Below are 13,993 nucleotides of genomic sequence, written 5' to 3'. Positions count from 1 at the left end.
CGACTGAGGCTGGTTCCCCGCCTCCCGTCATCGTTCTGGTCCGGCCGCAGCTCGGCGAAAATATCGGCAAGGCGGCGCGGGCCATGCTGAATTTCGGGCTGACCGAAATGCGACTGGTGTCGCCGCGTGACGGCTGGCCCAATCCTGATGCCGGGCCATCCGCGGCTGGCGCAGACATAGTGCTGGACAAGGCCGAGGTTTTCGAGACGCTGGCGGATGCGGTGGCGGACTGCGCGCATGTCTATGCGACCACCGTGCGCAAGCGGGGCGTGACCAAGCCGGTGGTGACGCCGGATGAGGCTGCGCGGGAAATCCATGCCGCCGCCGGGCGTTCGGCCTATGTGTTCGGGCCGGAGCGGTCAGGGCTGGAGACCGAAGATGTGGCGCTGGCGCGCAAGATTCTGACGGTGCCGATCAATCCTGAGTTCGGGTCGCTCAATCTGGCGCAGGCGGTGATCCTCTGCGCTTATGAGTGGTCGAAACAGGCTTCGCTGGAACAGCCAACCATCGTTGATCTGGGTGAACCGGCGCCTCAGGCTGAACTGGAAGGGATGATCGACCAGTTTGAGATCCTGCTGGAAGGCGCTGGCTATTTCTTCCCGCCGGATCGAGCGCCCGCGACCAAGCGGACGCTGCGCAACCTGCTAACCAAGCCGGGCTGGAATCACCTGGAGGTGCGGACTCTGCGCGGGGTTCTCTCCGCACTTGGGAACCCGCGCACGCGCTAGGAAGCTAATGTCATTCCCGCGAAGGCGGGAATCCATCTCCTGACCTCACACCCTGATCCTTCTTATGGGAGATGGGTTCCCGCCTTCGCGGGAACGACGGGTTAGGCGGTGCGAAGCCGATCGAACTCGGTCATTTCATAGGCGATCGATGCTTCGACCAACTGGTCCCACAGTTCCGCAATGACACCAGCAGGGGCGCCGAGGCGCTCCGCTTCAGCGCGAGCGTTTTCAATCACCTCCGCCTTGCGGGCCTCATCCCGCACAGCCCCGCGTTCCGGCTTGATGCGGGCGGCGGCGCGCATATGGGCGAAGCGCTGGTCGAGCAGCGCGACAAGCTGCCGGTCGATTTCGTCCACACCTGCGCGGACTTCGGCCATGGTCGTGTAACTTTCGGGGTTCATGGGGAGTGGCACTAAGGCCGGAAATCCGGCCTGTCGAGGGTTGACATACCCCCTTCCCTTCGTCATAGGCGCCGCTTCGCGATTGGTCCCGCATCCCGGTGAAGCGGTGGCCCTGTCCCTGAAATATGGATCGCAGGCGATACCGGGGATAACGTTAGAAGCAATTGTTTAGGAAATTATCATGTCGAAGCGTTCCAGCGCAAAGTACAAACTCGACCGCCGCATGGGCGAGAACATCTGGGGTCGCCCCAAGAGCCCGGTCAACAAGCGCGAATATGGCCCCGGTCAGCACGGCCAGCGCCGCAAGGGCAAGATGTCGGACTACGGCATCCAGCTGCGCGCCAAGCAGAAGCTGAAGGGCTATTATGGCGACATCACCGAAAAGCAGTTCAAGAAGAGCTACATCGAAGCCGCCCGCATGAAGGGTGACACCGGTCAGAACCTGATCGGCCTGCTCGAGCGCCGCCTGGACGCCGTCGTCTACCGCGCCAAGTTCGCGCCGACCATCTTCTCGGCCCGCCAGATCGTTTCGCACGGCCACATCTATGTGAACGGCGTGAAGTGCAACATCGCCTCGCGTCTGGTTCGTCCGGGCGACGAAATCACCCTGGGCAAGAAGGCGCAGGAAATGGCGCTGGTCCTCGAAGCACAGAGCCTGCCCGAGCGTGACATTCCCGACTATGTGTCGCCCGATGGCGCTGCCAAGGTCACCTATGTCCGCGTTCCGTCGCTGGACGAAGTGCCCTATCCGGTGAAGATGGAACCGAATCTGGTCGTCGAATTCTATTCGCGCTAATTTCAGCGGCGAGTATCCGAACAAGGAAGGGGCGGTCCGATGGACCGCCCCTTTTTGTTTGTGTGCCAGACATGGCGTTGATGTTGGAGGTGAGAGTCCTCTGCGGGCCGGCTGAACGGAACCGCCAGCTAAAGGCAACTGCGTCGCCGCGAGGCGGGGTGGGGAGGAAGCCTTAGGCAAAGCTTGGAGCTGACGAACAGGAATCGGATATAAGGCCGGTGCGGTGGGGTAACTGGGCAATGGACCGGGACGCCCGATATTCAGACAGACACACGCGCAGGTAAATCCGGCAGCGACCGAGCGAAGGAGCAACGCCTTACTCTGGGAGATCTCTCTGCCTCTCTGGACAAACCGGAGTATGGCGGCGGCGACGGCGACAAATGGGCAGGGAGAAGTCAGCAGAGGCCATAGTAGCTCGGGCGACCGGGCGAAGGGCTGAATTCGGTTTTCAAGGAGCACGACTGGGGTCGTTCGATGGGTGTGGAGCGGCAGCAAGGCAGCGGGAAGCAGCAGGACTTCTTCGATGAAGCCCTGAGGGCATCGCTGCGCCACGGCGTAACTGGCAAAGGCGGAACCGGCGCTGGGACGTACGAGGAGCGGCAATCACCTGCGGCACGGTCCGAGAAACTCGCCTTGGCGTATGATGTGATGGAACAGGTGGCCAGTTCGGCTAACCTCAACCAGGCCTATAAACGGGTAAAAGCGAACAAGGGCGCGCCGGGGGTGGACGGGATGACCGTTGACGACCTGCGTGGCTGGATCGCTAACAACCGTGAAAGGCTGATCGTCTCGCTGCTTGACGGCAGCTACCGACCCCAACCGGTGCGCGGGGTGGAAATTCCCAAGCCTGGCGGCAAAGGGATGCGGCAAATCTGCATTCCAACGGTAATGGACCGGCTGGTCCAGCAGGCGATACTGCAAGTCCTGGAGCCCCTGCTTGATCCGACCTTCTCGGCATCGAGCTATGGGTTCCGCCCGGGACGTAGTGCACATGACGCGCTACGTCAGGCCCGGGAATATGTATCGGAGGGATACGGGATTGTCGCCGATCTCGATCTGGAGAAATTCTTCGACCGAGTGAACCACGACATCGCCCTGTCCCGTCTGGCCCGGCACGTCGGCGATAAGCGTCTCCTCGGGATCATCCGTCGCTTCCTACAAGCAGGAATGTTCTCGAACGGCGTGTTCGTCGAACGGCAGGAAGGAGCCGCGCAAGGCGGTCCTCTCTCGCCATTAATCGCGAATCTCATTCTGGATGACCTCGACAAGGAGCTCGAACGCCGGGGCCACCGGTTCTGCCGTTACGCTGACGACTGCAACATTTACGTGCGGTCACAGGTGGCGGGGGAGCGCGTCATGGCTTCGGTGTCTGCCTTTCTGGAAGGCAAGCTCCGCCTCCGCGTCAACCAGGACAAGAGCGCGGTCGCACCGATCCGGAAGCGCAAGTTCCTCGGGCACCGCCTTTTGCCAGGTGGGCGTCTGGGGGTAGCGCCTGAGAGCCTCGCCCGCATGAAGGGACGTCTTCGTCAGCTCACTCGCCGGAACCGAGGGATATCTCTCGCATCGATGGTGGCGCAGGTGAACGCATTCACCACGGGATGGGTTACATATTACCGGCACGCCCAAGCACGGACGCCACTGACCGAGCTCGATAGATGGCTCAGGCGGAAACTCCGCTGCGTAAGGCTCAAGCAGTGCAAACGCGTCATGACGGTCGCCACCTTCCTGCAGAAGGAGGGCGTCCCGGAATGGCGGGCGTGGCTTTTGGCGCGGTCGGGCAAAGGATGGTGGCGTATGGCGGGTAGCCCTCCAGCTGCGGAAGCTATGACCATCGCATGGTTTGAACGGCAGGGCCTCGTCAGTCTCGCTGCCCATCACAGCAGGTTAAACAAGACCGAAAACCGCCGTGGTACGTAGAACGTACGCCCGGTGGTGTGAGAGTTGCGCCTTGCAAGCGCGACAAATTTAGCCGTCTGGGATGGCGGCCGCGGCAAAGCCTAGCAAGCAGCCGTGTACTGAGTCTTGCGTGGTGTCCGGTAACGGCCACTGCGAAGCGTAGACAAGGAGGTTGTAGGCCGGAACATATGTGAACGGATAGATAGCCCCGAAATCGAACGTGATCGGAGTAGCCGACCCTATCTCTCTAAGGGGAAGGCGGAATCTGTAGGCTGCGCTATTGCGAGTGGCTTGAGATGCTCCCGGGGTTCGTACCGCCAGCATGCAACCAAGTGATTTGTCGTGAACAAGGGAGATCCATCCGGTTCAAGCGCGAGCTTGTAGGGTCTGACAAGCTGATGAGGCGAGAAGGATCTGACGGCCGGGTGGAAGTCAGACTGACTGATAGTACTCCGAGGACGGGAGAGCCGGCCACATGGGGAAGCGGTCAGCGGTAGTTGAAGTGTTCTTGGGCAACATGGGCTCCATCCAACGGGAGACAAAGCCTTTCATCCAAAGGAAAGATCAAGCTGGCCATGGAAACGGAACTGGAACGCATAGCAGTGAAAGCTCGGTGTGAGCCGAAGCTCCGCTTTACGTCGCTTGCCCATCACATCACGCGCGACCGGGTGCAGAGGAATCTCTCAAGGATTTCAAACCACTCGGCGGTCGGGGTGGATGGGCAGACGGCGGAGGCGGCGAAGGAAAGCTTTGGAGGGTGGATTGAGCCTATGCTTCAATCCATCCACCGTCAGGGATATCGCGCGCCGGCTGTCCGGCGTGTCTATATCCCCAAGCCCGGGAAGACGGAGAAGCGCCCATTAGGGGTGCCAACTGTCTCCGACCGGGCGCTCCAGCGCAGCACGGCCGAGGTCTTGTCCGCGATCTACGAGCAGGACTTCTTGCCCTGTTCGTTCGGGGGCAGGCCAAAGCTCAGCGCCCATCATGCCCTGTCGACCCTCAACGAGGCCATCGCCGGCGGCCGGACGAGCTGGGTGCTGGAGGCGGATCTGAAGAACTTCTTTGGGAGTTTGTCCCATGCGTGGATGCTCCAGTTTGTTGAACATCGAGTCGGGGATCCGCGCCTGATCAGCTTGATCAGGCGCTGGCTGAAGGCAGGCGTCCTTGAGGGACGGGGCTGTTCACCCGAGTGACGAAGGAACTCCACAGGGTGGTTCGATTAGCGTCCTATTGAGCAACGTGTACCTGCACTATGTGCTCGACCTCTGGTTCGAGCGCATAGTGAAGCCCCGGTTAGGGGGCGAAGCTCGGCTGGTACGCTACATCGATGATTTTGTGATCTGCTTCCAGTACCGCTCGGACGCGCTCCAAGTCGAGAATGCCCTACGTCACAGGCTGGGGAAGTTCGGCCTCACTCTGGAGCCGACCAAGACCAAACTGGTCGAATTTGGTCGGTTCGCGCAAGGACACGCTAGCATGCGCGGCCGAAACCGCCCGGAGACGATCTACTTTCTGGGCATGACGCTGTACTGCACGCGGAACCTGAAGGGCAACTTCAAGGTTGGCATGCGCACGGAGAAGTCTCGGCTTCGCCGGAGCATGGTGTCGTTGCAGGAACTGATGCGACAAATACGGCATCACTCAATCAGTGACCAGGTCGGCGCCATAAACGCCGCCCTGCGTGGCCACTACGCCTACTACGGCATCGCCGGAAATTTCCGGTCGCTTATCAAGGTGTATCAGGTGGCGGAACGTTACTGGTACAAGATGCTGTGCAGTCGCAGCCGTAACGGCGGCCGCCTCACCTGGGATGCGTTTTACCAGATCAAAGAACGGACCCCGCTATTGCGACCAAAGCTGCGGCTCCCGCATCGGGCGTTGCAAGCACTCGCAGTGCTGTAAACCAACTGCCGAAGAGCGTAGTGCGGGAAATCCGCACGCTACGTTCTGTGGGAACCGGGGGCGGGTGACCGCCCTCCGGTGACCCGGTGGGGGACCCGAGAGGATCCCTCCTACTCGATTGCCGATTGCAGTCAGGCGTTAAAAAGAAGAGTGGTCGATCCGAAACGATCAGATCAACCGCTCTTCAGTTTTTCCGGCTCCGCGGCCTTTTCCTTTACCGCTCAGGGTTTCGCTGGAGGAAGATGGAGCGCATCGCGCAGGAAGCGATCGGCCCGATCCAGCATCTGGCTACGCACCTCACCGTCGACCAACTGGTGGTCCAGCCCCTTATATTCGACCAGTTCAACCGACTTGCCCTTACCCCGCAAGCGAGACGCCATGAGGCGGGATTCGGCAACCGACACATTCTGATCGATGTCCCCGTGAAACATCAGAACGGGCGCGACGAAGGCGTCGGCATGACGCGCGGGCGATCCGGCCTGCGCCACCGACATGTCGCCGAACAGCGCCTCCAGCGTGGCGGGGCTGTAATCGCCCTTCCATTCGGCCTGCAGATCGCCAATGTCCGTCACCGGCGCAATGGCGACGATCGCCTTGTAGAGCTGTGGATCGACAACGGCGGACTGGAGCGCGGCATAACCGCCATAGGACCAGCCGACGATGGCCAACTGGGAAGGTTTCGCAATACCCTGATCGACCAGCCATCTGCCGGCATCGTTGATGTCACCGACCGACTGCTGCCAGGATTTGAACCCGCTACTGCCCAGCCATTCCGCGCCGAAGCCTGTCGAGCCACGGAAATTTGGCTGGAGCACGGCATAGCCCTGATGCGCGAAAAACTGGGCGAGCCAGTCAAAACCCCATTCATCCCGCGCCCAGGGTCCGCCATGGGGCATGACGATGGCTGGCAGCCCCTTGCCGTCACTGCCAGGCGGCAGGGTCAGATAGCCGGGGATCATCTTGCCGTCGGATGCAGGATAGGCGACAGATTTGACCTCCGACAGCCCGATTCCGTTCAGCGCCTCCTGCACTGATGCGATTTCGGCCAATTTCCGGGTCTGCTTGTCGAACAGATAATATTTGCCGGGATCGACATCGCTCGTCGCCAACAGGACAAGCTTGCTTTCATCTTCGCTGGCATCGACGAAGGTGACAAGCGGCGCATTGGGTAGCGCCTTGCCCAGCGCAGCCGCGAATTTCTTCAGCTCAGGATCGAACATCACCGACTGCCGTCGATCCGTGACCCAACTGACACCAACGACGCGCCGATGCCGCCCAATGCGGATCAGATCGTTTACGTCAATGCCGGGCTGTTCGAACAGAAGTTCCTTCTTCATGCTGCCATCAAGACTGATACGGTAGATACCATTCCGTCCATCGACCGTATCGCCACCGTAGACGACATCGAGATCAGGATCGACAGCATAGGCCTCAAACCCGGTCGCGACGATCCCGGACACCGATTGCGTCGAAAGCGGTAGCCATTCGCGCTCCCCCTTCTTGCGATAGAAATAATTGTAGCGATGCCCCCCATAACCCAGATTGGTCTTCGGACGAGTGACCATGATGCGGACATTGCCGTGCCCGTCGGTGATGTAGCTTTCGGCATCGCCACGCGGCGGTTCCACCATAGTGCGGGCAAGCGTGCGGATGTTCACCCGGTCCACACCCAAACCCTCGCGCTGATTGGAAATCATTCGACCGGTAGACTTTTCCGCCACATAAAAGCGATCCATCAACACGCTGTCGGCACCATCCTTGCCCAGCCAATCGATGATCTTGCCGCCGCCCAGAACGAAGCCGAGCGCTTCGTCATTACCGCGCGCGCTGAGGACTTTGAGATCGCTGCCGTCCGAATTGACGGCCAGCATGCGCGTCCATCCCATTTTCTCGCCATAGACGGCGCTGATCATATAGGCATTACAGGCCAGACGCGCATTGCCGGGCCAGGCGCAGTTGAACAGCCTGTCCTCCTTACCATCCGACAGCAAGGCCGGCTTGGGCTCCACACTCCCGTCAACGGGCGCCACCGACACGACCGAACCCCGCCCGGCCAGCGGCTGGACCAGCGCAATCGATTTGCCGTCCGGTGAAATGCTGACGTCGATAAGCGCTCGTGCGCCAAACGCCTTGGCCGCCGGGCTTTGACCATGAGCAGGCATGGACATCGCGGCCAAGGTCAAAAAACCAACATACTTCAATTGCATGAAAATTCCCCCTTGCGGGATCAGGAATATATACAGCAGTAAAACTGTCAACGGGGGCGCTTGCGGCCCCCAGTGCGCGATGCCATCATCCCCGCCAATCCCTACCGAGGTTATTGAGATGCGCCTGTCCTTCGCCAAGTTCACGCTGCCGCTGGTCGCGCTGTCCTGCGCCCTGTCCGCTGCCGCCGCTTCATCCGACAACGGCCCTTCCATCGACACGATGAAGGAGGTCGTGAAGGAGATTTCGTCCGACGCGTATGAAGGACGCGCGCCGGGCACCGTGGGCGAGGAAAAGACCCTCGCCTATCTGGTGCAGCGGTTCGAGGCGCTGGGGCTGAAGCCTGGTAACAAGGGCAGCTGGTTCCAAGACGTGCCGTTGGTGGAGATCGCTGCAAAGAACATCGCACCACTGCGCTTCACCGGGGGCAAGAGCGCGGTATCCGCCAATTACGGCCCGGAAATGGTGATCGCCACCTATCGCACCGGCCAACCGCATATCGACGTGAAGGACAGCCCGGTTGTCTTTGTCGGCTATGGCATCAACGCGCCGGAGAAGAAGTGGAACGACTATGCCGGCGTCAATGTAAAGGGCAAGACGGTCATCATTCTGGTGAACGACCCCGATTACCAATCCCCGACGCTCAGCGGCCCGTTCAGCGGTCGGGCGATGACCTATTATGGCCGGTGGACCTACAAGTTCGAGGAAGCCGCACGGCAAGGCGCGGCGGCGGCGATCATCGTGCACGACACCGTGCCGGCCGCCTATGGCTGGAATGTCGTGCAATCGAGCTGGACCGGCGCCCAGCATGTCGCGGACAGCGCCAACGGCAATGCCGACCAGTCCGCCGCCATCGGCTGGATACAGAAGGACAAGGCGGCCGCGCTGATAGCAAGCGCCGGCCTCAACCTCGACACGCTGATGGCGGCGGCGAAGAAGCGCGGCTTCAAGGCAGTGCCGCTGAAGGGCGTGAAGGCCAGCGTCTCCTTCGACAACGCCATCCGCAAGCATAGTTCGAAAAATGTCGTCGCCCTGCTGCCGGGCAGGGCGCGGCCGAATGAATATGTGCTCTATGCCGCGCATTGGGATCATCTGGGCCATTGCCAGGCGGCGCCGGATGGCGACGACATCTGCAACGGCGCGATCGACAATGCGACCGGAACGGCGGCGCTGGTGGCGCTGGCCGAAGCGAATGTGAAAGCCGGGCCGACCGATCGCAGCCAGGTGTTCCTGGCCGTGACGGCAGAGGAATCGGGCCTGCTGGGATCGGCCTATTATGGCAATCATCCCGTCTTCCCATTGGGACAGACCGTGGGCGGGGTGAATATGGATGCCCTCAGCATGGCGGGGGCGGCGAAGAATGTCGTCGTGATCGGCAAGGGCAAGTCGCAACTCGACGCCTATCTCGACCGGGCGCTCGCCGCGCAGAAGCGGGTGGCGAGCACCGAACCGACGCCGGAAAAGGGCTTTTACTATCGTTCCGACCATTTCAGCTTCGCCAAGCATGGCGTGCCGATGCTCTATTTCGAAGGCGGGCAGGATCTGGTGAAGGGTGGCCCGGCGGCAGGCGCTGCGGCGGCCAAGGATTATGAGGAGCACCGCTATCACGGACCCAAGGACGAATATGACCCGAAATGGGACTGGAGCGGGGTGAAGGCGGACCTCAAGCTCTATTATGATGTCGGGCGGGCGCTGGCGAACACGACGGATTGGCCCAATTGGGCGCCGGGCGACGAATTCCGCGCCATTCGCGACAGGAGCCGAGCGGGGAAATAATCCCCGTCCCTTCAGCCATCGCCTTGACAAAAAAAGCCCCGGATCGCTCCGGGGCTTTTGCCATATTGCCTTTTCGACGGATCAGATGGTCGCCAGACGCGCTACCTTGCTCAGCTTGTCGCCCGCGATCCGCATCATCGCCTTTTGCAGCTTTTCGAAGGCGCGAACCTCGATCTGACGGACGCGTTCCCGCGACACACCATAGACCTGGCTCAGTTCCTCCAGCGTCTTGGGTTCTTCAGCCAGCCGCCGCTCGGCAAGAATATGCTTCTCGCGATCGTTGAGGTCGTCCATCGCCTCGACCAGCATGTCATGGCGCAACTCGCTTTCCTGCCGGTCGGCCACGCGCTCGTCCTGAAGCGGATCGGTATCGGCCAGCCAGTCCTGCCACTGCCCCTCACCATCCTCGCGCATCGGCACGTTGAGCGACGTGTCGCCACCCATCGCCATGCGCCGGTTCATGGAGACGACATCATCTTCCGTAACGCCCAGATCCTTCGCGATCTTGGCCACGTCATCGGGATGGAGGTCGCCATCCTCAAAGGCTTCGATATTGTTCTTCATCCGGCGCAGGTTGAAGAACAGCTTCTTCTGCGCGGCGGTGGTGCCCATCTTCACGAGGGACCAGGACCGCAGGATGAATTCCTGGATCGACGCGCGAATCCACCACATGGCGTAGGTCGCCAGGCGGAAGCCGCGATCCGGCTCAAACTTCTTCACGCCCTGCATCAGGCCGATATTGCCTTCGCTGATCAACTCGCTGACCGGCAGGCCATAACCGCGATAGCCCATGGCGATCTTCGCCACGAGACGCAGATGCGAGGTCACGAGCTGGGCAGCGGCTTCGGAGTCCGCATGCTCGGCATAGCGCTTCGCGAGCATATATTCCTGCTCGGGCGTCAGGATCGGAAATTTACGGATTTCCGACAGATAGCGGTTGAGGCTGGCTTCACCGCCCAGCGCAGGAACCGCAGGGACATTGGTCTTTCCGGCCATGTCGTCACCTTTCCCTTTCATGCGCGGCGGAACCCAGAAGAGGCGTTCGAAGCGCCGTCGCAAACTTATCCAAATCTATACGTGAAGCTCGCTTAACAGTTCCTGCATGTCGGCAGGGAGCTGGCTGTCGAAGCTGAGGGCCTCACCCGTTACAGGATGTATGAACCCCAGCCTTTTCGCGTGCAATGCCTGCCTTTTGAAACCCAGCGTTTCCAGTATCGATTTGAAACCTTTTCTCTCTCTACCGTAAACCGGGTCCCCGATCAAGGGGTGCCCCAGATGCGCCATATGGACGCGAACCTGATGCGTTCGCCCGGTTTCCAGCCTGCATTCGACCAGCGCAGCGCCGCGCAATTTCTGCACCGTGCGGTAATGGGTCACGGCATGCTTGCCACGCCCTTCCCGATGAACGGCCATCTTCTTTCGATCGGCGTCGGAACGGCCGATCCACGTATCCACCATACCCGCGCCCGGCTGCGGCACCCCATAGACGATCGCGGCATAGAGCCGGTCGATGCTATGATCCTTGAACTGTCTGGCCAGCCCCTCATGAGCACGGTCTGACTTGGCAACGACCAAAAGGCCGGAAGTATCCTTGTCGATGCGATGAACGATTCCGGGCCTTGCCACCCCGCCAATGCCGGAAAGCTGCCCCTGACAATGATGCAGCAGCGCATTGACGAGCGTGCCGTCCAGATTGCCCGCCGCCGGATGGACCACCAGCCCGGCAGGCTTGTCGATGACGATCAACTCGGCATCTTCATGGACGATCGCGAGCGGAATGTCTTGCGCCACTGCCTCGGCCTCGACCGGAGGTGGTACGGCGATGGCGAAGGCCTGCCCTGCCGCGACTTTCATCGAAGGGTTGAGCGCGCGGCCCGAAGTGGTCACCTGCCCTTCGACGATCAACGCTTTCAGCCGCTCCCGCGACAGGTCGGGCACCAGATCGGCAAGCGCCTTGTCGAGCCGCATGCCGTCCTGCGCCTCGCTTATCGTCGCTTCAATGATGGAAACCCCCAAACTCATTGCGTAGGGATGTAGGAATGAGGGTCAGGATTTCAAGAGGGATATTGGAACAAATCATGTCCGAAGCAGCCGCCGACCCCCATGAGGTCTGCGGATTGCTGTTCGGACGGGCGGGCCGGATCGACTCGATCCAGCCTGCCGCCAATGTCGCGCCCGATCCGTCCCGCCATTTCGAACTGGACCCGACGGCGTTGATCGCGGCACATCGGGCGGCACGGTCGGGCGGTCCGCCGATCATCGGCCATTATCACTCGCACCCCGGCGGCATGCCGGTTCCCTCGGCCACGGATGCGGCCTGCGCGACACCGGACGGCAGTTTGTGGCTGATCGTCGGGGGCGGTACGGCGCGCCTCTGGCTCGCAACCGGGAAAGACGAAAATGCACGATTTGTTGAGGCTTTGCTCGATATCATGTGAAGGAAAGGCGGTGGGCCGGGGTTGCATCATGCGACAGGGCAGCGCATTAGCCTTTCATTCCCTTCCTGTTTTCTTCTCCGGCGGCAGCGAACCTTCATGACCAATCCGACCGACAGCATCGAATTTGCCAGCCTGCTCTGCTCGCGGCTGTGCCATGACCTGCTCAGCCCCGTGGGCGCGCTCAACAACGGGCTTGAGCTGATGGCGGATGAAACGGACCCGGAAATGCGGCAACGCTGCCTGGACCTGCTGGCGGACAGCGCCAGGACATCAGCCAACAAACTCAAATTCTTCCGTCTGGCCTTTGGTTCGGCGGGCGGCTTCGGCGACGCCGTGCCGACGCATGAAGCGCGCGTCGCCATTGAAGGCATGTTTGCCGCGTCCGGCCGGGTGAAGATCGGCTGGCTGGTCGAGGAGGATATGCTCGACAAGTTGCCGGCAAAGGTGCTGCTGAACCTTGCGCTGATCGCCGGCGATGCACTGGTGCGTGGCGGACAGCTCGATATCGGTGCGGAACGGCGGCCGGGCGTCACGGAAATCGTGGTTCGTGCGGAAGGGCCGAAGCTGGTGCTCGATCCCGATCTGCGTTCGGCTCTGGCGGGAACGCTGCCGCCAGAGGGGCTGGCCTCGCGCACTTCGGCGGCCTGGATGGTGCGCACGCTCGTCACCAGTGCGGGCGGCGAAATCGTCCTGTCCCCGGCGGGCGAGCCGATGCTGCTCTTCGGTGCATCCATTCCGGACGCGCATTAACCCCTTCGGGTCGCGGCCAACTCAGCCGCAAGCGCCGCGACCAGATCAGCGGCAGGCAAAGCCCGCGCCAGCGGAGCGCCCTGCCCGGCCCATTGCGCGCCAAAGCCACCCTCGCCATTCGCCTTTGCCGCCGCGTTGAGCGCCTTTCCAGCATCATAAGCGATGGGATAGGCGGGCGGCTCCAGCCCACAATCTTCGCCCCATTGCGTGAAGCGATTGGCAAGGCAGCGCGCCGGGCGCCCCGATATGGCGCGGGTCATGATGGTGTGAAGCGCCGCCGGACCGGACAGTGCCGCGCAATAGGCCGCATCGGCGCTGCTTTCCGGACAAGCGATGAAGGCAGTGCCCAGTTGCGCCGCCACCGCGCCCAGATCCAGCGCCGCGCGCACCCCTGCCCCATCCATGATTCCACCGGCAGCGATAACGGGTAGCCCCGCCTGCGCCACCAACAGCCGCGTCAGGGCAAGGCAACCAAGCCGGTCGTCCGGCGCATCGGGATCGAACACCCCGCGATGCCCGCCCGCCTCATATCCTTGCGCGACCACGGCATCGACCCCGGCCTCGCGCACCTGCCGGGCTTCATCCAGGCTGGTCGCGGTCGCGAACAAGAGGCAACCCGCCTCCTTGAGCGCTGCAACGCGTCGGGCATCGGGCAAACCGAAATGAAAACTGACCACTGCCGGCGCCAGATCGACCAGCACCGCCAGCATCGCGTCATCCTCCACAAAGCTGCGGTAGATTTCGCACAGGCTCGCGGGCGGCTCCGCATCATGATGGTGGAAGAGCGGCGCCAACGCCTCCAGCCAGGCCTGCTCCCGCACCACATCCCCCTGTGCGGGCCGATGCGTGAAAAGATTGACGTTAAAGGGCCGATCCGTCCGGGCCCTGACCGCTTCGATCATCGCGCGGGCGCCCTCCGCATCGGTCGCTCCCACCCCGATAGACCCAAGAGCGCCGGCATTGGAAACCGCCGCCGCCATATCCGGCGTCGAAACGCCCGCCATGGGTGCCTGAATGATGGGATGGGCAAGGCCCAGCGACTCGATCAGCGACATGGCCGCATTTGTCCACCCATCGGACGTTCCCGGCAATGGGCGGAAT

The 13,993-nt window shown here is 61.7% G+C and carries 12 protein-coding genes and 1 pseudogene; 8 read left to right on the top strand and 5 right to left on the bottom strand.

Annotation, left to right across the window (positions count from 1 at the left end):
- Positions 1–14: 14 nt before the first annotated feature.
- Positions 15–728: pseudogene (locus HUK73_RS05310) on the top strand (RNA methyltransferase); the annotation flags it as partial.
- A 101-nt stretch (positions 729–829) separates the two neighbouring features.
- Here HUK73_RS05310 and HUK73_RS05305 read toward each other — a convergent pair.
- Complete coding sequence (locus HUK73_RS05305; RefSeq protein WP_176590969.1) at positions 830–1,129, bottom strand: chorismate mutase; 300 nt, start codon at positions 1,127–1,129, stop codon at positions 830–832.
- A 181-nt stretch (positions 1,130–1,310) separates the two neighbouring features.
- Between HUK73_RS05305 and rpsD the strand changes: the two genes are divergently transcribed.
- The 4 genes from rpsD (at position 1,311) to HUK73_RS26515 (ending at position 5,723) form a co-directional block, all read left to right on the top strand.
- Positions 1,311–1,925 carry a 30S ribosomal protein S4 gene (gene rpsD / locus HUK73_RS05300; protein ID WP_176590968.1) on the top strand — a complete coding sequence of 205 codons (615 nt, stop codon included), beginning with the start codon at positions 1,311–1,313 and terminating at the stop codon, positions 1,923–1,925.
- A gap of 474 nt (positions 1,926–2,399) precedes the next feature.
- Entirely contained in the window at positions 2,400–3,842 is a 1,443-nt protein-coding gene (gene ltrA / locus HUK73_RS05295) for a group II intron reverse transcriptase/maturase (RefSeq protein ID WP_176590909.1), read from the top strand.
- A 554-nt stretch (positions 3,843–4,396) separates the two neighbouring features.
- A complete protein-coding gene (locus tag HUK73_RS26520; protein WP_218036423.1) occupies positions 4,397–5,014 on the top strand; it encodes a reverse transcriptase domain-containing protein in 618 nt (205 codons plus the stop codon).
- A gap of 46 nt (positions 5,015–5,060) precedes the next feature.
- Positions 5,061–5,723 (top strand): reverse transcriptase domain-containing protein, encoded by a 663-nt coding sequence (locus tag HUK73_RS26515; protein ID WP_369805511.1) that lies wholly within the window; start codon positions 5,061–5,063, stop codon positions 5,721–5,723.
- 221 nt (positions 5,724–5,944) lie between these two features.
- On the opposite strand, the gene HUK73_RS05285 is transcribed toward HUK73_RS26515, so the two are convergent.
- On the bottom strand, positions 5,945–7,930 hold the full coding sequence (locus tag HUK73_RS05285) for an alpha/beta fold hydrolase (RefSeq protein WP_255326199.1): 1,986 nt from the start codon (positions 7,928–7,930) through the stop codon (positions 5,945–5,947).
- 118 nt (positions 7,931–8,048) lie between these two features.
- Between HUK73_RS05285 and HUK73_RS05280 the strand changes: the two genes are divergently transcribed.
- Positions 8,049–9,704 (top strand): M28 family peptidase, encoded by a 1,656-nt coding sequence (locus tag HUK73_RS05280; protein WP_176590967.1) that lies wholly within the window; start codon positions 8,049–8,051, stop codon positions 9,702–9,704.
- 81 nt (positions 9,705–9,785) lie between these two features.
- Here the strand turns inward: HUK73_RS05280 and rpoH are convergent, their stop codons facing one another.
- Both rpoH and HUK73_RS05270 read right to left on the bottom strand, forming a co-directional pair.
- Positions 9,786–10,700, bottom strand: coding sequence for an RNA polymerase sigma factor RpoH (gene rpoH, locus HUK73_RS05275; protein ID WP_176590966.1), 915 nt, complete (start codon positions 10,698–10,700; stop codon positions 9,786–9,788).
- 75 nt (positions 10,701–10,775) lie between these two features.
- Positions 10,776–11,726: an RluA family pseudouridine synthase gene (locus HUK73_RS05270; protein ID WP_176590965.1), complete on the bottom strand. Its 951-nt coding sequence runs from the start codon at positions 11,724–11,726 to the stop codon at positions 10,776–10,778.
- 17 nt (positions 11,727–11,743) lie between these two features.
- Here HUK73_RS05270 and HUK73_RS05265 point away from each other — a divergent pair, with 17 nt between their 5' ends.
- Both HUK73_RS05265 and HUK73_RS05260 read left to right on the top strand, forming a co-directional pair.
- A complete protein-coding gene (locus tag HUK73_RS05265) occupies positions 11,744–12,142 on the top strand; it encodes a Mov34/MPN/PAD-1 family protein (protein ID WP_176590964.1) in 399 nt (132 codons plus the stop codon).
- Positions 12,143–12,238: 96 nt separating this feature from the next.
- Complete coding sequence (locus HUK73_RS05260; RefSeq protein WP_176590963.1) at positions 12,239–12,892, top strand: histidine phosphotransferase family protein; 654 nt, start codon at positions 12,239–12,241, stop codon at positions 12,890–12,892.
- Here HUK73_RS05260 and HUK73_RS05255 read toward each other — a convergent pair.
- Positions 12,889–13,947 (bottom strand): nitronate monooxygenase family protein, encoded by a 1,059-nt coding sequence (locus HUK73_RS05255; RefSeq protein ID WP_176590962.1) that lies wholly within the window; start codon positions 13,945–13,947, stop codon positions 12,889–12,891. The two genes, HUK73_RS05260 and HUK73_RS05255, sit on opposite strands and share 4 nt — an antisense overlap.
- Positions 13,948–13,993 lie beyond the last annotated feature (46 nt).

The organism is Sphingobium sp. EM0848 (assembly GCF_013375555.1).
In the GTDB taxonomy this organism is placed as follows: Bacteria; Pseudomonadota; Alphaproteobacteria; order Sphingomonadales; family Sphingomonadaceae; genus Sphingobium.
This window is presented reverse-complemented; position numbering and strand designations above follow the sequence as displayed.

Bases quoted from the DNA above. Each gene is read 5' to 3' on its own strand.
- HUK73_RS05305 (WP_176590969.1), bottom strand. From the start codon at position 1,129: ATGAACCCCGAAAGTTACACGACCATGGCCGAAGTCCGCGCAGGTGTG.
- rpsD (WP_176590968.1), top strand. From the start codon at position 1,311: ATGTCGAAGCGTTCCAGCGCAAAGTACAAACTCGACCGCCGCATGGGC.
- ltrA (WP_176590909.1), top strand. From the start codon at position 2,400: ATGGGTGTGGAGCGGCAGCAAGGCAGCGGGAAGCAGCAGGACTTCTTC.
- HUK73_RS26520 (WP_218036423.1), top strand. From the start codon at position 4,397: ATGGAAACGGAACTGGAACGCATAGCAGTGAAAGCTCGGTGTGAGCCG.
- HUK73_RS05285 (WP_255326199.1), bottom strand. From the start codon at position 7,930: ATGCAATTGAAGTATGTTGGTTTTTTGACCTTGGCCGCGATGTCCATG.
- HUK73_RS05280 (WP_176590967.1), top strand. From the start codon at position 8,049: ATGCGCCTGTCCTTCGCCAAGTTCACGCTGCCGCTGGTCGCGCTGTCC.
- rpoH (WP_176590966.1), bottom strand. From the start codon at position 10,700: ATGGCCGGAAAGACCAATGTCCCTGCGGTTCCTGCGCTGGGCGGTGAA.
- HUK73_RS05270 (WP_176590965.1), bottom strand. From the start codon at position 11,726: ATGAGTTTGGGGGTTTCCATCATTGAAGCGACGATAAGCGAGGCGCAG.
- HUK73_RS05265 (WP_176590964.1), top strand. From the start codon at position 11,744: ATGAGGGTCAGGATTTCAAGAGGGATATTGGAACAAATCATGTCCGAA.
- HUK73_RS05260 (WP_176590963.1), top strand. From the start codon at position 12,239: ATGACCAATCCGACCGACAGCATCGAATTTGCCAGCCTGCTCTGCTCG.
- HUK73_RS05255 (WP_176590962.1), bottom strand. From the start codon at position 13,947: ATGTCGCTGATCGAGTCGCTGGGCCTTGCCCATCCCATCATTCAGGCA.